This is a genomic window from Nostoc sp. CALU 546 (genome assembly GCF_048836525.1).
This window is the reverse complement of sequence record NZ_JAWJTF010000005.1, coordinates 122,932-143,128: the sequence shown is the minus strand read 5'-3', so window position 1 is coordinate 143,128 and position 20,197 is coordinate 122,932. Positions and strand designations below refer to the sequence as shown.

The window sequence follows — 20,197 nt, the reverse complement described above, 5'->3', positions numbered from 1 at the left end:
TTGACTAATGACCAATGACCATTGACTCTAGAGTTGCTGCACTAATTCCCATTTCATGGGTGTGGGGTGCGAGAAACTCTGATGTTGATAAGTCAGCCGGATTAATTGCAACAACTTGATTTAGGTTTTGTTGTTGAGCAATCTGGTTTTCTGTCCGCCAGCTATCATATTCTTCCGGTGTGTGGACAATTACCTGTGTCCGCATTGAACCGTGATAACCGCCGCACAACTCAGCACAAACTACGGGATATGTACCTGGTTTGGTGGCGACAAATCTTAGCTCGGTAGGGATACCGGGAAGTGCATCTTGTTTCAAGCGGAAGTTTGGAACCCAAAATGAATGAATTACATCTTGTGCTGAAAGGTTGAGTTGAACATCAGCACCGACGGGTATGTGCAATTCCCCAGAGGTAATGCCACTATCAGGATAGTTAAATATCCAGGCATACTGTATGCCTTTGACATCAACAACTAAGTCGGCTGGTTTCCCCAGGGTTTGAGGAGATGCGCCAATCCCAATTGTTGGGGCAATTGTTGGAGCAGTTGTTGCTTCAGAAGCATCACTTAATGTAGCTGCAATCGCTGTTCCCGACTTATGAGCAACATGAGCTGCTGAATGAGGATGACCGGCAGGTTCAAAGCCGCCCATTTGGTTAAAAACATCTACGCTGTAGATGCCCAAACAGAGAACAATCACTGTTGGAATTGCTGTCCAGAAGATTTCTAAGGGAACGTTACCTTCTATTGGCAAACCATCAGTATCATCACCGCGACGGCGACGAAACTTCACCAAAAAAACTACAATTGTTCCTTCTACCACCAAGAAGAGTGCGATCGCAATGGTAAGCATGACGTTGAAAAAACCGTCTACCAAAGGCGCTTGGAGCGATGCTTGCACCGGCATCAGAGTATGATTCTGACCAATCCAAATACTGATTGCTGTAACTACTATCCCAGCAACCAGAGTCCATAGTGAAACAGGAACTTGTTGCATACATGCTACCTGTGTAAACAGTCTTTAAAGGTGTGATTTTCTGGTATTAGGTTTTAGGGGAGAGGTTACAGGTTACAGGTAATAGGAATTCATCTATTCCCTGTAACCTGTACCCTATTCCCTTGTTCTTTCCCATTCCCTATTACCCATTTCCTTTTCACTTATTAACTTTCTAACGTGTAGCCATAAAAAAAGGGGGAAACTTCCAGATTTTTTCCATATCTTTCCCCCAGAAAATTACAAATTATATTTCAACTAATACCACAAAGTTAGCCCCCTGCTTTCCAAAAAGCTAGTTGTTCCAAGAGGGCACTGTTAGTCCTAATATTGATTAGGCTATATTAGCAGCAAGTTTAAATTTGTTAATAGCTAGCATTTTGCGATTTACGGATTTGTTTACTGTGAACTTTTTATTAGTTTCAGTAAATATTTTGTATTCCCCTCAAGTTACCTTGCCTATTGCTATAGCGCTTTATACAAACAGTGCCTCCTTGAATGAACAACAATTTTGACTAACTTCAAAAACCTTAATTGTTTAATACAACGTGGGTGTAGCAATTCTTGGGGCAAATCCGCGAACAAGCTTCACAACCAATACAATTCTCTGGAGAAGTAACTGCCATTACTTTCCGTTCGATTTCTTCATCATCTTCATCTTCCACAAATTCGCCTTCTTCATTGAGCGCCTTCAAACCTAGCACATTGTAGCCGCATACTTTAACGCATCTGCCACAGCCGATACATTTATCCTTGTCAATTTCTTGAGCAAATTTTGGCGTCCAAGCCTTACCACCAAATGTCAAACCTGTTAGTTGTGCCATGAATAATTCCTCGGCAATTTTGCCTGTAAATCTGTTTGTGCATTAATCATCATATTATCCTAACCTTTTCTTTTTTTTGTATTAAAAACTTACTTTTATCTCATCAAAAATCGATGACTTTGAACACAATTGCGCATTGTTTTTTATTTAAAATAATAGATGAAAGTTATTGCCAATAATTATTATGCATATTTGGTTAGAAACCTAAGCTCTCAGCCCCAAATCCTAGTAGATAATGGCGATAAATCAAAACCTCTCTCCTTGTAGAAAAGAGGTTTTCCAAATAAAAATGATGATATTATTTTTCAAATATATTTAGGTTTAGGCAGATATATATAGATAAACTGTATACATAAATACAAAAAAATATGTTCGTGAGTTACAGTTTGATATATGCAATATGTATTTTATAAAGCAACAATTTTCAATTCGCTTTGGATTCAATTATTTAGATAAATGATGACATTTTTCTTTCATGTGAAGAAATCGAATTGATTTATGAAGGAACTGTAAATTTAATGGCAGAATATGATCATGCATTAAATATTAAAATTATTAATAAATCAGATGAAATCAAATCGTCACAGGCTTAAATATGTCCTAAAAACACTTTATGGTCAAATCTAAAATGTTCATTAAATACGTAATTAAATAAATGTTAAGGTTTTTTTCTAAGCTCGACACGAACAAATTAATCATTTTTTTCATGAAATGTATAGTTAATAAAGAAGTTTCATCAGGCTCGGTTTAAAAGCCTTAAATAGCTTCCAATTGGATGCAAAGTCAAAATATGGATGTGGGAAGTGAATTTGGTGAGAAAAAATTATTCTCGCCAGAAAGATAATGTGGTGGCGAGTCATGAATAAACAGGACTCATCCAGGGGAGAACTGAGACAGACATCTCAACGATTAGAGTGGGAAAAGAGCCTTATGCCTTATACAATTCCTAACAACAGTTGCGTTGGATGTGACAACTGCCGCCCCCAATGTCCTACGGGTGCAATCAGAGTAGAGGACAATGAATACTGGGTTGATCCTGGTCTTTGTAATAATTGTGAGGGCTATTATCCAGAACCACAATGTGTAATAGCTTGTCCAACTAAGTCTCCCATTCCTTGGCAGGCGAAAAAGGGGAGATGCAAAGTGGAACCGAGAGATGCTACCAGTTTAGACTTGTTTTCTAATGGTAAGAATAATCCATTTGCTTCTGCGATCGCAATTTGGGAAGCTTGTAATGTACTAGCGCAACGTACATCGCTACATTGGGAAACCGATGAAGAAGGCTACATCAGTTATGGGCGACAAGTCAATCAAGGCCGAGGTGCGATCGCTTTTCACATCCAAGATCCCTTCAAAGTTAACGACAAAGCCACAGATATAGCCGCAATTGAAGGGCTTGACATCAGAGCCACTTGCATACATCTGATTTTTGCAGCTTACGCCACAGCCTTAGATCAACCTTGGGAGCAAGAATTTGCGATCGATGAGCGACAAATTGAGAAATATTTGGGGATGGAGAAACGCAAAGATTTAAGCAAAGCTGCCAAACTAGCTTTGATGAAAAATCTTGTCCAGCAAGCTTGTTCCCTGATTATCTCCATTGACTGGCCCCAACAAGGCCGAATCAACGGATTCTCAGTTACAAACAGCCGCTTATGGCACTTAGTAGACATTCAACACCACTTTCAAGAAGACAATCTCGGATGCAAATATCTGATTGGGCTAACTTTTAAAATAAAAGCAGGTTTATGGGCACAATATTTCTTAAATAAACAAGCGTGTAAAGAGCGAACCGCCTTCTATCAATACGGTAGTCTCCCCAAAACGCTGCTAACCACAGTCATGAGCATTTGGCAGCAACATGAAGGCGCAGTCCGACTAATGCTGTGGTTGCTGTTTAAAACCAAAATGGGCAAAGAACAACGCATCACCATTCCTACCTTGCTACGTATTGCTTATGGTGAGGAAAAAGTTGCCCTTGCATCCAGACAACGAGAAGAACGTAAACGTCTGCTGCGAACTTTTGAAAGTGATTTGGAAATTCTCAATCACTATGGAATGAAACCACTTTTCGATCCAGTTACTTACCCACCAGAAATTCAACCTTTGTGGGCGAAGTTAATTGATCTTCCCGAAGATCCAGATGAAGCATTAGAATTTTGGACTAATGACGGTGGTGCTGAAACTCGCCTCACAGACACAGGCCCCCGTGGTAAATGGAATCTACTAATGAATGCGCGGATTTTGGCTTTTGAACTTCCAGCAGAATGGGAACAGCAAATCTCAGAATCAGAAAAAAAGCAACGACGAACTGCTAAAGCTAAAAAAAAGCCTAAAACTACAAATGATTTACTAGGTGAACAGATTTTGCAGGCGCGAAAAAATTTGAATCTTTCCCAAAGAGAGTTGGCAAAACTCACAGGTAAAAGCCAAAGCTGGATTCGAGATATTGAAAGTGGCCGTTTAAAAGCCAAATTAGAAGACCAAGTATTGTTACGAAAAGTGCTAAATATCGGTCAATCTTAATTTGGTATTTGGAATTTAAATGCATAGGGGCGCAAAAATTGTATTCCGAATTTGTGCAGCTTTATACTAAATAGAGCATTTAATGAATTCGTAGCGAACTAAACTTAGCAATCCTCTGCATTCCTCTGCGCTTCCCTTTGCGTCCCTCTGCGTTTAAAAACTCACCTCTTCCTCACCTCTTCTATGTACTATAACTCATGACCTTACTAGAGGTAATCCAGAGACTACCTACAGCATATTTAGTAACTACTAACTCTCGTGTAGCATTACATGAACTCTTCAGTTGTTGAGTCTTAGTTTCATCTTTCACAAATTTAGCCTGGTAAGTGTAGAAAGAACCAGAAGGCTTTTCAAAACTTAGTTCAGCTAGGATAGTATTATTGTCTAAACTTTGCTCCAAAATTTTGCCTGCAACTTTGTAGTTAAACCAATCCCATCCATTGCAGAGGATTAGTTCTCTTTCCAAAACCTGAAGTGCAGCAGGCAGAATTCCCCAGCCGCGATAGACTTTATTTAAGCATTGAATATCGCCAGTCCGAGTCAAAATTGATCTAAATGAATCTTGTTCAAGCCGACCATAGTATCTTGCTTCAGGCAAATCTATGACTGTTGGTGCAAACCGATGTCCACCAAAGTGCGATGATTTCCAAATTCGCACATTATCCAAGCACAAATCAGCATTACTCGCTGTAATTTTGAAGTAAAAAGGAGCGCCATATCTGGCACAGCACTTATCATGGCTACCGTGGGTACAAACTAAAATATCTCTAGTTGTACTAGTTTCTACCTCAGAATTAGAACTGATACCCCATAACCATTTTTGGACAACTTCTGCTACTTGCTCAATATTGTCTAGCTTAAACTCTTGCTTATGGTATCCATTACTTAAACCTTCTTTTTTTTGATAAATCAAAAGCGTAGTGTGGTTTATTTTGTGTGATACATCATTAGCAATTAAGAGGAATCTAATCGGTAATTTAGCACGCTTCACTTCATCTACCAAAATCCTTAAATTCTGAGGCACCCATTTGGAATTCAAGGCTTCTGATGTCCAAGGTAAAGGACACTCAACTAAAATATAAGTTTGATAATTGGTGGCACTACCAATAACATCTTCTCCTACTTGCTGTGAATCGTCAGAACAAAAAAAAGTATTCATCTATCTATACTCATTAGCGTATTTTATGGACAAAAGGTATTACAAACTACAATTGTGTTCTGGGCTACAATATCCTTCAGTCAAGGAGATAAAAAAGAACAATATGTATTTCCCAGTCAAAACTAGGTAGCCACTTTATAACATCATTATTGATCAAGGTCTTTCCGGTTAATAAATTCTCCATAATAGAAATAAATAGTGTCAAGATAGATTTTTCCGTATAAGCGGCGTTAATTTTGTATCTAGTTTTATTGTTATTTGGTATTTTATAAATTTTCACTTGCTGAAACTCGGCTTTTCTGAACTTGGTTTCTTTCTCCAAATCAAATATATTCAATGCTGTGTGTATACGCAAAGCGGCTTGAAAAGTTACCAACTATTAGCTTACTTGCAATATCGATGTAGCTGATATTACAATTCAAGATATTGCTAGCAGCAACACACTTATTTAAAGTTTTGCTGAAATTATCTACATAACTAGTTACAAATCCTGTTTTTACACATAAAGATATAATGCTGTGTCGCTCTTGTGAAAAACATATTCCTAAAGGTAGATGCGGAAATATTTGATAAGTAGACATCACTTTAGTAAGCCAATACTGTTTTAATACTTCTTCCACACTATCTGCTTTTAATGCATCTATTGAAGTGTTCATGTTGCAAATAATTCTCAATTAGATGAGAAAAATAAAAATAACAAAGTTAGGGGTAAATCCTTTACTGCCCCGTACTCCATGTGCGATAAGTTAAGAATCAAAACTAGTGACTAATTATTAGCAGCGTCACTGGGATTAACCTTAACAAACCTACTATTTACCTTTTAACCTAATCTAACTTCCTGAAGTTAATGTCAGGGTTTGATGATAGGTATCTGCTTTGACTGTAACTGAAGTCAATTAGAAATGCAAGTATTTAGGAATCTTTATGGCTTCTTTACAGTTTGTTGCTTCCAGGAGGTTGGTGAAATCAAGTTTAATGGGCATTTGATAGTGGAGATAGCTGATTAGAACAAGTATTTATACTTTCAATATAATAGATAAAGTTTTGCAATTGTGACAAATTGTTGCTAGTCAGGGTGTATAGTTGTGTGCCTCTACTAATCGAAATAACTGTGGTTATGGCGATCGCATATTTTTAATTTCATGCAGAATTGAATCATTTTTTACCAAAGCACTCTCATTTTGTTGAGGATAAAGCCTCAATCGACTTTCTTGAGCTTGGGTTTTACCAAATCAGCGATCGCAAAAGGGTAAAACACCTTGATATAAATACTATGAAAGTCAAAAAATATATATTAAATATATTGAATTATCCAACGGAAATTGTAAATATTTTGATAAAGTAAAACAGATGTGGAGGTAAGATTATGACCCAAGCCTTGCCCAAATTACTCACCTTTAATGAATTTAGCGAATGGTATCCCAACGATAGTAAACGCTATGAATTACACAAGGGAATAATTGTTGAAATGCCACCCCCAACCGGAGCGCATGAAAAAGTTGTTGCGTTTTTGTCGCGGAAATTAACCGTGGAGTTTGATCGTCTTAATTTACCCTACGGAATTCCCAAAACCGCATTAGTCAAAACTCCTACTGCCGAATCAGCTTATTCGCCTGATGTGCTGCTACTAAATCTTGATAATCTCGACAATGAACCGCTTTTTCAAAAACAGTCAACAGTAAGCCAAGCAGCATCGGTTCCAATAGTTATTGAAGTTGTTTCAACTAACTGGCGAGATGATTACTACAATAAATTTAGGGATTATGAGGAAATGGGCATTCCTGAATATTGGATTGCTGATTATGCTGCATTGGGTGCAAGAAAGTTTATTGGCAATCCCAAACAACCCACTATTTTTGTCTGCGAATTAGTTGATGGTGAATATCAAATGACACCGTTTCAAGGTAACACCCCAATTTCATCACCTACTTTTTCCCAATTAAATTTAACCGCACAACAGATTTTTGATGCGGCTAACTAAACCACATCTTGCCATCATTTATTATTAATCTGCACTAAAATCTCTTCTAACTATCCATCAAAAGCTTTATTTAATCTGACAAAATCACCTTGGTCTAGGAATCCATTATTGATCAACCGCCAGAAAAAGTGCGATCGCTCCTTGATGAATTTCAGCGTTGCCAAGACTGCCATCGCATTTATTGACGAAGTGCTTGACTTAAGGATGAGTGAGTGAATGACATTAATTTTAGCTCTCGATTTTGGCGGAACTAAGCTGGCGGCAGCATTGGTAAATGTTGGTTCGAGAAAGTGGTTACGTTATGAACGTCGTCTATCGCCAGCGAATGCAGATGCTAAAACTGACTTAGAAATTATGCGATCGCTCATTTACTCTTTGTTAGAAGATGCAAAACCTGCTGCGATCGGTGTCAGCTTTGGCGGCCCAGTGGATGCTTCCACGGGGACAGTGCGACTATCTCATCATGTCGCTGGATGGGAAAACATTCCTCTCAAAGCCTTGTTGGAGGAGGAGTTTGGCGTGAGTGTTGGTGTAGACAATGATGCCAATATCGCTGCTTTGGGTGAATACCGCTTTGGTGCGGGACAGGGATACGATAGCCTGTTTTACATTACTGTCAGCACTGGCGTGGGTGGTGGTTGGATACTCAATGGCCAGCCTTGGCGGGGTGCTGGTGGGATGGCTGGCGAAATTGGACACGTGGTTGTAGATCCGGCTGGGCCAGTTTGTTTGTGTGGTAAGCGGGGATGTGTGGAACGTTTGGCTTCAGGGCCTTATATGGCGCAAAATGTTAGGGAAATTTTGCAAACTAAACCGCAGAGGCGCGAAGAAATCAGAGGCGGAGAGGTTTTGCGGCGTTTGGTGGGGGATGATTTAACATTGCTGACGGGACAGTTGGTAGCTGAAGCGGCGGCGGCTGGGGATGATTTAGCAAAGGAAGTTTTGCACAAAGCTGCTTGGGCGCTGGGTGTGGGTATTGGCAATGTAGCGAACTTAATGAATCCGCAGCGCTTTGTGTTGGGAGGCGGTGTAACGAAGGCGGGGGAGTATTTTTGGCAAGTGGTGCGTCAAGTGGCGCGGGAGACGGCTTTACCGGAAGTTGATTTTGAAGTTGTGCCGGCGGTTCTGGGGGATGATGCGCCATTGTGGGGCGGTGTAGCGATCGCTTCTATGACAGTAAATGAGTGAGGTATGGAGCGATAAGTAAGTGCAAACAGAATTAGTTATTTTTGATTGTGATGGAGTATTGGTAGACAGCGAAGGGTTAGGCAATCGCGTTCTTGTGGAATTTGTTGCTGAGTTTGGGCTGGCAATGGAACTTGAAGAAGCTATTTTGTTATTTAAGGGTTGCAAAATGGCTGATTGTATTGCTGTCATTGAGCAAAGACTTGGGAAGAAGATGCCACAAGATTTTGTAACTCAGCTTCGTACCCGTACTGCTGAAGCATTCAAGCGTGAACTACGTCCTGTAGAAGGAATAGAAGCAGCTTTAGACAAGATTAATCTACCTATTTGCGTTGCTTCCAGTGGCCCACCCGAAAAGATTAAGTTAGCTTTGCGTGTCACTAATCTATTGCCTCGATTTGAAGGACGTATCTTTAGCTCATATCAAATTGGAAGTTGGAAGCCAGCACCCGACTTATTCTTACATGCGGCTAAAAATATGGGGTTTCAAGCTCCATCCTGTACGGTTGTAGAAGATAGCATTTTGGGTGTACGTGCAGGTGTTGCCGCTGGGATGAGAGTTTTAGGTTACACCGAGCAAAGTGAGGCTCATCTACTTGAGGCATCTGGAGCGAGTGTCTTTTACTCCATGTATCAACTGCCTTCTTTGTTGTCTCATCATTAGACTTATAGTCTGTCAAGAACTAATTGACGGATAAATTCCTTGTAGAGACGGCGATTTATCGCGTCTCTCTAACCTGTTGAATGTTTTGACGAAACTCTCTAATAGCTTCCAAGGGAGACGATAACAAAACACAACGATTGAGCAAGGATAAATCTAATTCTGCTAAAAACTCACTGTTAACAACTTTCTCATATTCTTGTTCTCGTAAGCAGTAGACTTCAATTGTGCCATCTTCCCAAAACCAAACTTCCGGGACTCCCATTAATTTGTACTTCTGTAACTTAATGGGACTACCGCTAGTAATCACTACTTCAACACAGAGGTCTGGTATAGGTTTGTCGGTTCCAAAGCAATAAGATAAGTCAGCTTGATATTCTACTATCTCAGGAATAATCTGGCTAAAACTCCCACTGGGGAAAAATTCAATCCCCTGTTCCAGGAAATACTGCCCCAAGAGCAAAGCAATTAAACACTTAATCACCTCATGAGGCTTACCAATACTCACAATTTCTAAAATTCCCTCACAATAAAACAACCGCACCCCTGGCACATTTTCAAAGCTAGCTTGAATTGCTTTAAACTGTTCCCAACTTAACCCATGTCGAAAAAAGCGTTGTTCTTCTGGTAAGTTAACAGCATTTTCTAACGTTTGAGTCATAATATTTGTACTCTCTCAGTTAGTAGTTACCATATTTATCTAATTCCCATTTTAAGTCAAAACCAAATTATCTCGGTGAATCACGGTTTCCACACCTGGATAACCTAAAATTGTGGAAATTTCTCGTGAATGACACCCACGAATCTTTTGCAGTTCATTGCTGTTGTAATTCACAAGTCCTCTGGCAATTTCGTTACCGTTGCTGTCACATAATTGCACCGCATCTTGTGTGTCAAATTCTCCTTCTACGGCTTTAATTCCAGCAGCTAATAACGATTTTCCCCCTAGAGAAATTGCCGCGATCGCACCTTCATCTAAATACAATTTTCCCGCAGGTACTAGACCGTAAGCTATCCAACGTTTACGCGCCGAAGTTGGTTCTGGTTGCGGTTCAAAATGCGTCCCAATCAGTTCACCTTGGATAATTTTTTCGATATTCCGAGGAAATCGCCCTTGGGTAATTACAGTCCGCACTCCAGCCGCGATCGCAATCCTCGCAGCCGAAATTTTTGTCACCATCCCACCAGTACCCCACTGAGAACCTTGGGAACCTATTTGTAATTGAGCTAATTCTTTAATGCTACTAACTAGAGCGATTGGCCGCGCATCGGGTACAGAACGGGGATCGGCTGAGTACAACCGATCGACATCGGTGAGCAAAAATAGCCAATCTGCTTCTACTAAACTGGCAACCAATGCCGAAAGCGTGTCATTATCACCAAATTTTAGTTCGTCTATTGCTACGGTATCATTTTCGTTGACTATGGGGATTACTCCCAGTCCCAGTAATTCCTGAAAGGTGTTGTAGGCGTTGAGATAGCGGCTGCGCTGTACCAAATCACTGCGAGTCAATAATACTTGAGCTATCGCCTGTTGTAAAGTAGTAAATAAATCATCATATATACGGATTAATCTACCTTGTCCAACTGCTGCTACAGCCTGTTTGAGTGCGATCGCTTTGGGACGTTCAGTTAAACCCAACCGCGCACAACCCACCCCCACAGCGCCAGAGGAAACCAAAATTACCCGATGTCCTTGGCGTCTTAAATGGCAGAGTGTTTCCGCCAAAGTAGCGATGGTAGAAAGTGCTAATTGTCCCGTTTCTGGTTGGGTTAGGCTAGAAGTACCGATTTTGACAACAATTGTTTTATTCATTGGTCATTAGTCATTGGTCATTGGTCATTAGTCATTGGTCATTAGTCATTGGTCATTAGTAACTGACGAATGACAACGGACAAATGACAAAGGACAAATGACTAAAGAAATTGTAAAGCGCCAATCCCTCTATGGTGAAGGTTGACGCTTTACGGGGTATATTTACTTAGTATGAGTTAGGGTCTTTTTTGGCTGACCCCATGTTATTAATACTTATGATCCCCGATTTTTGGGTTCCATAAAGATTCCTTAACTATTTCTTTAGATTTACTTTCCTGATCACTTCTCAACTTTTGTGAATCTTAGTTTTCTTGGGGGTGATAGAGGCTCCCAGAATTTCAGATATCCAAACTTCAAAGTTGCGGACGGGATGAGAGCGGAGAGCCGCGTCGGCATGAACAATCGGCTCAACTAAAATGGTAAACATTCCCAGGCGATTACCTGCGATGACATCGGTAAACAAGCGATCGCCTACCATACCCACTTGATGCACTGGTAGATCCATTCCCCTGAGTGCTGCCCTAATTTTGCGTCGGGAAGGCTTGGCTGCACCCAAGTAGTAAGGCAAGTTGAGCGATCGCGCAATGCCACCAATTCGTGCTTCACTGAGGTTGTTACTGACCAAGCATAATGCAGTACAGGTACGGATTTGCTCTACCCACTCTCGTAGTTCTGGGGAAGCTATCCCGACTGTAAAGGGTACTAAAGTTTCATCTACATCCAATACCAGCCCTTTAAGCCCGTATTTTTGGATAATATCTGGGGTTAGGTTCAACACTGAACCCTCTAAAATCAAATCAGGCTGTAAAAGATTGTTCCAGACCATAGTCAACAGTCAAATGTAGATAGCTAAGACAAATGAGCATAACCCAATATAGTTTAGTTAGTCGAACCCGATCCTGGAATATCTCCCTGAACACTTTGAGATAAAATCCCTAAAATTTTATCTATTTCTTTGATGTAATAATTACTCAAATCAATAAATATATCGTTTTCTTCTAACTGTAAAAATTTCCAAATATCCCCTGTTGTTACCGCGCCATAAATTTTTCTGATTTCATTTCCTTCTTGTTGATTAAATAACTGTGCTGCCAACATGGCTGCTGCACATTGACCTAATCCACCTTTAATATTTTCATTTTTGGCTTCAATAATAACCACTACAGGCACATTAATTGTTAGTTGCTCTTTAGAACGACTGATGATAAAGTCACAATAGCCATTCAGACCCTTTTCTGGATCTACATTAAAATCTGTTCCTGAAAACAAACTAATTGGATAATTAGCCCTGCGTCTTACCTCCAACAATATCGGAGTGATAATCATTTCTGAACGAGATTTTTCAGTATTAATTGCTAAAGCCAGTTCTGTAGTTTATTCTAAAGAATTTTTGAGTTTTTCGCTTGCCTGTAGAGGTTCTATGTCCGCACATAAATCAGTTTCTTCATCAATGCGGATGCTGAATGACTTTTTAAATTTACTTAATGTAAAGTCGCTATAAGCCATTTTCAGCACCTCATAGCAATTTTGGATTGTAGATAATGAAATTGAAAATCCCTGCCAACTAAAATGCTTTTTTCAGGATTTTAAACAACATTAATTGTCGCAATTTAGTGTTAGTGTTTCATCACTTCCACATTTAATGAGACATGGTAAAAGGTTTAACTGGATTGTGATGACAATCAAAATTCCCAATTAAAAAATTCAAAATGAAAATGTAACATTTTGAATTTTTCATCTTATTCCACTTCATTAAAAAGATGTTCTTCCAACAAAGGCTGCACTTGGCGGAACTCCTCTGGAGAAAGTAATTCAGGTTCACCTGTTTTTGCTATCCGTGCAAAAAACAACAGTGGATCAAGCGGTGTATAAATTGCATACTCCTGATCTTCATCATAGAAGCTAGCGAGTAGCTGTAATTGCTCTGGCTCTAAATCTTCACCTTCGTCTTCGATTTCTAAGGTGAAGAGTTCTGATTCTTCAACTGGCGGTAAATCACCTGCAACTGTCAAAGCATAAGCTGTGTTCTTTAGTATCAAGTTTTGCTCAGATAGCACAGCTTGAGCATTAGCAAAAATTTGCTCAATTATGTTGTCGTCTTCTACTAGAACTGCTTCTTCTTCCTCATCGTCGCCTTCCCAAGAAAAAATTTCTACAGGTGAGTCTACAGGAAGAAGTAAAACGTATTCTTGTCCATCTACCTCCAGGGAATGCTCTATGTAACAGTCGAGCGATCGCCCTTTGTCATCGGTTAAAGTGATGGAACCCGCATGAGCGTTATCATTTTCTTCAGGAAATGGAGGGGAAAACATAGCCGAAATGTAAAAATTTAATAAATACCAGCAACTTTGAAAATCGCTTCACTATCATTAATGACATATTATGTCAATCAAATAGCTTTATACGTAGATACAACTGCTGGCTAATCGTTTTCAGAATATCATGTTAAAAGGTATCAATACTCAATAACCGCCACTGAACTACGCGAACTGGCACGCTTCACATCCAGCCATTGTTGCAAAATCAAAGCGGCTGCCTTGCGGTCAATCAAACCTTTATGGCGTGACGGGGAGCGGTTTTCAGCTATCAGCAGTTGCTCTGCTTGAAATGAAGTTAATCGCTCATCCACATATTCCACAGGCAGTTTTAGTGCTTTAGCAAGTCTTGTAGTAAATTTTTGAACTTGACGCGCTTGAAATCCTATTGAGCCATCCATTGAATAGGGTAAGCCCATAACTAGAACTTGCACTTCGCGTTCATTAACTAGTTGTCGGATTTGCTCGACATCCTGCTCAAAAGATGTACGCTCAATTGTGGTGATCCCCGTGGCAATTAAACCCGTGCGATCGCACCCAGCTACACCAATTCGCTTGCGACCAAAATCTAGTCCCAAGGCTGAAATAAACGGTTTTGCTTGCTCTTGGGATATCACACTAATTCTCCTGTTGTACATCTGCTGATTCAGGAATCGGCGATGCTTCAATGCTAGGGTTTTTTCCCGAAAAGTTAATCGGTTCTGACTTAATTGGCAGTGGTTTATCTGACAATGGCAGCTTTACTGGTTGTATCCATGACATCCCACCTGGTATAGGTTTACGTGCCGGTTGTAAACCTTGTAGCATATCAGTCCACTGGATTCCTTCTAGGGAGACGAATTTAGACTCCCGTAGCTTGTGCCACACAGAGCGAGACATAACCAATGTATGTTCTATGCGTTTTGCCCCAATTCGCTCCAAATACTCTTCTCGCTCTGCCTGATAGTCTGATGAGGCTAGTTGTAACCCTTGCTGGGGAAAATCTTGGGCAATACGAGCCAGTTGGGATAGTAATTCTGGATATAGCCAGGTGTAAGCAGGATGAACTGTCAGCGTTGCAGCATGGGGAACTTCACCCTTACGGTCAAGTTGCACCTGAAAATAGCCGATCGCAGCTTTGCGTTGGGGTTCAAATACGTAACCACTCACCACTTCTGTTTTGGTCAGCCATTGCTTCACTGCATCAGTTAAAGCGCCGAACAAGCTGGTTTTAAAGTCGCGGGTATTGCGGTCAAAAACTTGACGTACCAAAGGTGGCATCGATGCCGTATCCAGTTGATATAGCAACTGGGCATCAGCATTACTCACTGGCAAGAGATTGGGCAAATCTGGCTCTGCTTGTGCCAATTCAGCCAGTAATTCTGGCCCAATTTCCCAGTAAGTCATTTCTGCTAGACGCTGGAATCCATTTTGTCGATATAGTGCCAGCGCCTCAATGTCGTTAATATTAACTTCCAATAGCCAAGTGCGAGCTTCCAAAATCGATTCAAAGCAATGACGCAAAAGTTGCGAACCAATTCCTTGCTTATCGACACCACGCTCTAGTAGCACTTGATCAATCCGCCAAGTGCTGCGTGTCCGATTAAAGGGTGACACTTGAATCATTCCTAGAAGCAACCGCCCTTGCTCTGCTACATAGGCGCAGAGGCGATACTGGAGCGGGTTAGGAAACCAGCTTAAAAATTTGAGTAATCCATACCAGCGACGCAGCCTTTGCATCTGGCTGATGGCAAAACCTGCTCCCTTGGGAGTTAGGGCTGCGAATGACTCTTGAGTTATGCGCTCAATCCCGTCCAGATCCCGGTATTGGACTGGTCGGATAATAACGCTGAGGTTTCTGGGAAGTAATGAAGTCATTTTTATTCGAGCCGACATTTAGCCGTAACTAACTGCTCTTCAAAGGAACTGCTGCAATTATCTTAACTAGTTTCTGCTTTCTACTATTGTGCCAAAAGGGTGATTTTAGTAACTTAATACTTAAAGAAGCAGAAAAAGCAGACCTTGTGAGAACACCATTGGCATTAACCCAACAACATCTGCCCTTATTTTATTTGAATTTTGATTAAAACTTGTATATATTTATAGTCCTTGTCGAGAAACTAGCTTTTCAAAGTTGGCTTGGGTTTGATGGAGTAATTGCTGGCGACTATCTACCAGTGTTTGCTTCAGGGTTGGAACAAGATTGCGAGCTTGCAGAGTCATGTGAAGTTGCAGGTTGGCGACATATTCACTGAAATCTTGATTCATTTCATCTGCGCCCGCATCCGTCAATAAATTTGATTCCATTGCCACTGTGTTCTCCTGTGTTAATCCTGTGCTATCTCTCTTCATGACCAAAAACTATCACGTTGTTTGGACTAACTTCTTAATTTGCAATGAAGTTTAACGCTTCTTAGGGATAGGAATAGCGATCGCTATAGGATTTTCATCTGCCTATTAAAATCTCAAACCAACACCACCCTGTACAGAGATAGCTGTACCACCGCTATCACGGTAGGCATCAAAAGCAATGATGGCGTTGCCAAAAAGCACAGTATTGCTATTTGGGATCATATAATCAATGCCCGGTTGTAAAGCAAAACTAATTTTATCGCCCACAGGAGAAGAACCACCACCAGCCAACACTAATCCAGCGCCCAGGTAGGCATCAGTTTGCCAATTCAGGGGGAAATCGTAGGAAACCGTTGGCACAATTGCCGTATTATTACCAACCAACACTTGAGCGCGTAGTGAAATCGGTGCTTCCAAAAGCTTGTATCGTCCCGCTATCACCCCTCCGAGTTGGATACCATCGGTAACACCAATAGTCGGGCCTATACCGATATAACTACCATAGGCTACTTGAGCTTGTACTGGTTTAGTAGTCGCCAGACTCAAGACCAAGCCAGCCCCCAGAACTGAAACCAAATATGGAATATATTTCATCACCTAACTCCTCACACCATTTTGAATTTGGGCATTGGGCATTGGGCATTGGGCATTGGTTATTAATTCTTCTCCCCCTGCCTCCCTTGCCCCTCTGCCCCTCTGCTCCCCCTCCATTCTACGGGCAACGGGGATGAATGCCTCCTTGAGTACAAATGTATGCTAATTGCTTGGCATCTAAATTTTTAGCTTGTGAAAAATCAACACCTTGGACTACGGCAGATACTGAGCCTAAATCTGGGGTTTGGACAAATTGATCTGCTGGATCTTGTTTGCTAGGGGCGAGAATTGCTCCCTTAAAATCTGCTCCGGTGACATTCGCCCCCCGTAAATCTGCAAGACTCAGGTCGGCATTTTGCAAGTTAACGTTTTCCATCTGGGCAGAACGCAAAACAGCACCAGCTAAACGAGTGGCACTCAGATTAGCATTGCTGAGATTAGCACGATCCAAATAGGCTCCTGATAAATCTGCCCCTTGCCAATCAGTGTTAGTTAAATTGGCAAAGGATAATTGTGTTCCTATAGCAGTGGCGCGACCTAAACGCGCGGCATATAGATTGGCTTCGTTCAATTTGGCGTCACCTAAATCAGCCCCAGTCAAGCTGGCTTTTTCCAAAACTGCGTTTCGCAGATCGGCTCCTACTAGTTGGGTGCTATTGAGTTTAGCGTCATATAGACGCGCATTGGATAAGTTAGCTCTATTGAGAGTGGCGCGGCTCAAGTCGGTACGGTTCATCAAGACGCGACTGAGGTTAGCATCAGTAAGATTGGCTTGCTGCAACTGAGCTTGGCTTAAATCAGCCATCACATCGTCGTAAGTATCCCAGCGTCCATCCTCACCCGCACTCCGGAAGCGGCTACCCTTAAAGCTGGCTTGGTTAAGATTTGCAGATTTAAACTTAACTCCTGATAAATCAAGGCTGTCTAGTACCAAGTTGAAGAAGGAACTTCCAGGAGTACCGCTTTGACCTAATTGGGTGCTACTAAGGTCAACGCCCTCGATTTTCCCACTGTAAACAGAGAGAATCTTGTTGATCGTCCGCTGGTTTCTTTGTAGCCGCCCTTGCCGCAATTCGCGCTCTTTGGTTGCAGTGCTACCCACAGATTCCAGTTCGCTAACCAAAAACTGATTCTTATTTTTTAATTCAGGGATGGCTTGAGGCCCAACAGTTGTCAAAGCTTGTTGAATCGTATCCAGAAGACTGGAGTTGGTTTCGCTAACTAATAAATCTGCCAGGAATTTAATGGATTGTGGGTCATTAAGACCACCCATAGCTAGAATTGCGCTTTGGCGTTGCTCATTAGTCGCCCCAGAGTTGGGACTTAATTGTTTGACAATTTCAAGGAACTGTTGGCTATTAATTTGCTGAGTTGCTCGCTGGGATTGTTGAATTTGGATATAAACTTGAGTGCCGATTAAAGTTGCCAACACAGCAGTCATACTCGTCAGCCCTACCCCAAACAAAGTTAGATTGGGATTTTGCTGTATCCGCCGCCACAGATTGGGCGACTTGTTGCTTTGGACTGCCACTAATTCTTCATTTCCCTCTTGCCATTCTTCTGCTTCATCGTTACCACCAGCAGATTGAGCTTGTCTGTTACTAGCTAAAAGTGCATCTATTGTATGAGTGCCTGCGAGTTGATCGTGCAGTGCGCGACGCCCCCGACGTGACGGTAAGCCTATCCCTTCACCCACAATCATTAACAAAGACAAAAATGTGAATAATCCTAAATTCGGAAAAGCAAAGCTGTAGCGCCACAGCAGATAAGCGATGGAAATGGGTACAGTCCAACGCCCAACTCCTTCTCTAATCACCACTGCGCCCAAACCAGGTGGCTTTCCTTGCTCGTTGACAACCCGCACTTTTAACCAACGTTTAGGAATTGTGCTACCAGTCTTAGCTAGTAAATATAATTGCCACCATGAGAGAGTTACAGGTGCTAACAGGGCGATCGTCCACAAAATATTAGTTGGCCATGCGACGTTACGGATGCCATAGCTCACAGGCAAAGCTAAGGGTCTAGCGATCGCTCTTTCTGTAACTACCAACACGGGGTTAAGCGGTACTCGGTTCAGATCGCTTCTAGAATTGGCATAGACACCAATGCCGAAGGGAATCAACCCACTAGTAACCACTAGTGTGATTTCAGCCGCCCAAGCAGCAAAACGCCTGCTTGCTAGCAACAGCGAATTGGCTCTTTCCGGTTTTTTTGACTGACCAGATTGATTACTTCTCCTGACAATTGGTGACGTCATTGCATAATTCCCTTTGATATTATTTCTACGCCGTTCTCGGCACAATTAAAATAGACTAAGCTGATCAGCAAAAAGAAAAGCATATTGAAATAGAATTTAGAAGTGATAAGTCAGGAACAGTTTGTATTCTGGCTCCTGACTCTCATAACTCCGGCAGAATGCCAAGTAAATGCATATCAACTTATTGCTTACGTTGAAAGCTACCAGACACAAAAAATTTGTATCCAACATACACTAACACTGCCAAAAGTGCCAGACTAATTACAGATGCAACTAGTTTAAACACTGCTTGCAGCATCGCCAAGCCCACTAGCACCGTCACACCCGCAACTACCAGCTTTTTTGTTCCAGATAAGCTGTTGAACCAAATCTGAAATCGCTCCAGTTGCAAGTTCAAGTTAGCAAAAACAGACTGGGGCGTTTGTTTTTTTTCTTGTGGTTCGGAAACCACCCCAGGTGGGGAATTAATTTCTGCCTCTAGCTGATTGAGGCGACGCTGTAAGTCTTCTTCTGGTTGAGGATTCATCAATTTTTCTACCTCAGTTAGCACACTTATCCAACAAACCAGCCAAATTCTATTTTTGGTGGTTGTTTTAGTGATTTTAGCTAATGTCTGTGCCTGTAAGACCTGTCTGCACAGGGAAAAATTATGTTTTTTTCTTGTTGCCTTCCAGACATCATATTTCTCAGGAGTTACGCAAACAATAGCCGAAACCCTTTTTTCAGGTAGGGGCAATTGATGAATCATATGGTGTCAACTTAAGCCTTGGCGAATGGAATTCGCAGCTATACAAGCAAAGTCCGCCTGCGCGGACTAAGGTTAAATCAAGGTTTTGTTTGTGTAGACGCGGTTTCTAACCACCTGTTTCGCGTTAAGTTGACACCTATTGTTGATGAATTTCCCCCTACAGCATGTAGTTTTGCGTAAGTCCAATTTCTGATGTAAAGACTTTGCATTGCAACGTCTCTACACACATCTATCAAATCTTCACAAACAATCCTTAACTGAACGGTATTGCTTTATACGGCAGATTTTGGAACCAAGACGGCTTGCCGTCGTCTATTAAATCAGACTATATAACAATATTGCTCTAAAAAAATCTGGAGCATTAATTAAAATGAAGACGCTTAGGCTACTTGCAATTGTTCCCACAGCTTTGGCGATGAGTTTGGTTTTCACTGAGGCTAATTTGGCACAAACACCAACAATCCAAATTAATCGGAATCTCCAACCAGATCCACTGATTTTGAACGGAAAGTCTGGGGGAACTGTGAAAAGCAATTGTGGCAATATTACTACTGAACCTAATCAATTGATCCAGGTTACGGAGTCACTACCTTATTTGCGATTAACAGTAGAGAGTCAAGGGAAACCAACACTGTTGATCGACGGGCCTGGAGGGCGCTTTTGTGTACTAGCAGATAGTTACTCTGGAGGGAAGTCAGAACTTTCTGGTTACTGGCAGACAGGAAAATACTCGCTTTACGTGGGCGAACTATCACAACAAGAGTATAACTACACCCTCTCAATCTCGCAAAAAAATAAATAGTCATTAG

20 protein-coding genes and 1 pseudogene are annotated in these 20,197 nt (G+C 41.3%); 5 read left to right on the top strand and 16 right to left on the bottom strand.

Going from position 1 to position 20,197, the window contains the following annotated elements; translation table 11 throughout:
• Positions 1 to 4 precede the first annotated feature (4 nt).
• Positions 5 to 994 carry a cytochrome c oxidase subunit II gene (locus RRG12_RS04310; RefSeq protein ID WP_420758471.1) on the bottom strand — a complete coding sequence of 330 codons (990 nt, stop codon included), beginning with the start codon at positions 992 to 994 and terminating at the stop codon, positions 5 to 7.
• Positions 995 to 1,521: 527 nt separating this feature from the next.
• The gene (gene fdxB / locus RRG12_RS04305) at positions 1,522 to 1,815 is read right to left on the bottom strand and encodes a ferredoxin III, nif-specific (RefSeq protein ID WP_069068483.1); all 294 of its coding nucleotides are present in this window, start codon (positions 1,813 to 1,815) and stop codon (positions 1,522 to 1,524) included.
• Positions 1,816 to 2,745: 930 nt separating this feature from the next.
• Here fdxB and RRG12_RS04300 point away from each other — a divergent pair.
• Positions 2,746 to 4,341, top strand: coding sequence for a helix-turn-helix domain-containing protein (locus RRG12_RS04300; protein WP_420758470.1), 1,596 nt, complete (start codon positions 2,746 to 2,748; stop codon positions 4,339 to 4,341).
• A 181-nt stretch (positions 4,342 to 4,522) separates the two neighbouring features.
• Here the strand turns inward: RRG12_RS04300 and RRG12_RS04295 are convergent, their stop codons facing one another.
• Both RRG12_RS04295 and RRG12_RS04290 read right to left on the bottom strand, forming a co-directional pair.
• Complete coding sequence (locus tag RRG12_RS04295) at positions 4,523 to 5,500, bottom strand: sucrase ferredoxin (RefSeq protein ID WP_420758469.1); 978 nt, start codon at positions 5,498 to 5,500, stop codon at positions 4,523 to 4,525.
• 323 nt (positions 5,501 to 5,823) lie between these two features.
• A complete protein-coding gene (locus RRG12_RS04290; protein WP_420758468.1) occupies positions 5,824 to 6,156 on the bottom strand; it encodes a hypothetical protein in 333 nt (110 codons plus the stop codon).
• 710 nt (positions 6,157 to 6,866) lie between these two features.
• On the opposite strand from RRG12_RS04290, the gene RRG12_RS04285 reads away from it, so the two are divergent.
• Entirely contained in the window at positions 6,867 to 7,481 is a 615-nt protein-coding gene (locus tag RRG12_RS04285) for a Uma2 family endonuclease (RefSeq protein WP_420758467.1), read from the top strand.
• Positions 7,482 to 7,531: 50 nt separating this feature from the next.
• Here the strand turns inward: RRG12_RS04285 and RRG12_RS04280 are convergent, their stop codons facing one another.
• Positions 7,532 to 7,654: a hypothetical protein gene (locus tag RRG12_RS04280; protein ID WP_420758466.1), complete on the bottom strand. Its 123-nt coding sequence runs from the start codon at positions 7,652 to 7,654 to the stop codon at positions 7,532 to 7,534.
• Positions 7,655 to 7,697: 43 nt separating this feature from the next.
• On the opposite strand from RRG12_RS04280, the gene RRG12_RS04275 reads away from it, so the two are divergent.
• Positions 7,698 to 8,669, top strand: a complete 972-nt coding sequence (locus RRG12_RS04275; protein WP_420758465.1) for an ROK family protein — start codon at positions 7,698 to 7,700, stop codon at positions 8,667 to 8,669.
• A gap of 19 nt (positions 8,670 to 8,688) precedes the next feature.
• Positions 8,689 to 9,330, top strand: coding sequence for an HAD family hydrolase (locus RRG12_RS04270; protein ID WP_420758464.1), 642 nt, complete (start codon positions 8,689 to 8,691; stop codon positions 9,328 to 9,330).
• 55 nt (positions 9,331 to 9,385) lie between these two features.
• Here the strand turns inward: RRG12_RS04270 and RRG12_RS04265 are convergent, their stop codons facing one another.
• The 11 genes and pseudogenes from RRG12_RS04265 to RRG12_RS04215 all read right to left on the bottom strand — a co-directional run bounded on the left by RRG12_RS04265 (position 9,386) and on the right by RRG12_RS04215 (position 19,166).
• Positions 9,386 to 9,988, bottom strand: coding sequence for a Uma2 family endonuclease (locus tag RRG12_RS04265; protein WP_420758463.1), 603 nt, complete (start codon positions 9,986 to 9,988; stop codon positions 9,386 to 9,388).
• A 51-nt stretch (positions 9,989 to 10,039) separates the two neighbouring features.
• Positions 10,040 to 11,143, bottom strand: a complete 1,104-nt coding sequence (proB, locus tag RRG12_RS04260; protein WP_420758462.1) for a glutamate 5-kinase — start codon at positions 11,141 to 11,143, stop codon at positions 10,040 to 10,042.
• Between the two features lie 286 nt (positions 11,144 to 11,429).
• Positions 11,430 to 11,969, bottom strand: coding sequence for a YqeG family HAD IIIA-type phosphatase (locus tag RRG12_RS04255; protein WP_069068441.1), 540 nt, complete (start codon positions 11,967 to 11,969; stop codon positions 11,430 to 11,432).
• A gap of 53 nt (positions 11,970 to 12,022) precedes the next feature.
• A pseudogene (locus tag RRG12_RS04250) lies at positions 12,023 to 12,649 on the bottom strand (hypothetical protein).
• A 233-nt stretch (positions 12,650 to 12,882) separates the two neighbouring features.
• The gene (locus RRG12_RS04245; RefSeq protein ID WP_069068442.1) at positions 12,883 to 13,455 is read right to left on the bottom strand and encodes a DUF3727 domain-containing protein; all 573 of its coding nucleotides are present in this window, start codon (positions 13,453 to 13,455) and stop codon (positions 12,883 to 12,885) included.
• A gap of 143 nt (positions 13,456 to 13,598) precedes the next feature.
• The gene (ruvX, locus tag RRG12_RS04240; RefSeq protein WP_069068443.1) at positions 13,599 to 14,096 is read right to left on the bottom strand and encodes a Holliday junction resolvase RuvX; all 498 of its coding nucleotides are present in this window, start codon (positions 14,094 to 14,096) and stop codon (positions 13,599 to 13,601) included.
• The gene (locus tag RRG12_RS04235) at positions 14,077 to 15,333 is read right to left on the bottom strand and encodes a GNAT family N-acetyltransferase (protein WP_069068444.1); all 1,257 of its coding nucleotides are present in this window, start codon (positions 15,331 to 15,333) and stop codon (positions 14,077 to 14,079) included. Before RRG12_RS04235 ends, ruvX begins: the two co-directional genes overlap by 20 nt.
• A 204-nt stretch (positions 15,334 to 15,537) precedes the next feature.
• Positions 15,538 to 15,744 (bottom strand): hypothetical protein, encoded by a 207-nt coding sequence (locus RRG12_RS04230; RefSeq protein ID WP_069068445.1) that lies wholly within the window; start codon positions 15,742 to 15,744, stop codon positions 15,538 to 15,540.
• A 150-nt stretch (positions 15,745 to 15,894) separates the two neighbouring features.
• Positions 15,895 to 16,383, bottom strand: coding sequence for a hypothetical protein (locus RRG12_RS04225; protein WP_420758461.1), 489 nt, complete (start codon positions 16,381 to 16,383; stop codon positions 15,895 to 15,897).
• A 118-nt stretch (positions 16,384 to 16,501) separates the two neighbouring features.
• Positions 16,502 to 18,640, bottom strand: coding sequence for a pentapeptide repeat-containing protein (locus tag RRG12_RS04220; RefSeq protein WP_420758460.1), 2,139 nt, complete (start codon positions 18,638 to 18,640; stop codon positions 16,502 to 16,504).
• 181 nt (positions 18,641 to 18,821) lie between these two features.
• Positions 18,822 to 19,166, bottom strand: a complete 345-nt coding sequence (locus tag RRG12_RS04215) for a hypothetical protein (protein WP_420758459.1) — start codon at positions 19,164 to 19,166, stop codon at positions 18,822 to 18,824.
• A gap of 592 nt (positions 19,167 to 19,758) precedes the next feature.
• On the opposite strand from RRG12_RS04215, the gene RRG12_RS04210 reads away from it, so the two are divergent.
• Positions 19,759 to 20,190: a hypothetical protein gene (locus tag RRG12_RS04210; protein ID WP_420758458.1), complete on the top strand. Its 432-nt coding sequence runs from the start codon at positions 19,759 to 19,761 to the stop codon at positions 20,188 to 20,190.
• Positions 20,191 to 20,197: the final 7 nt, after the last annotated feature.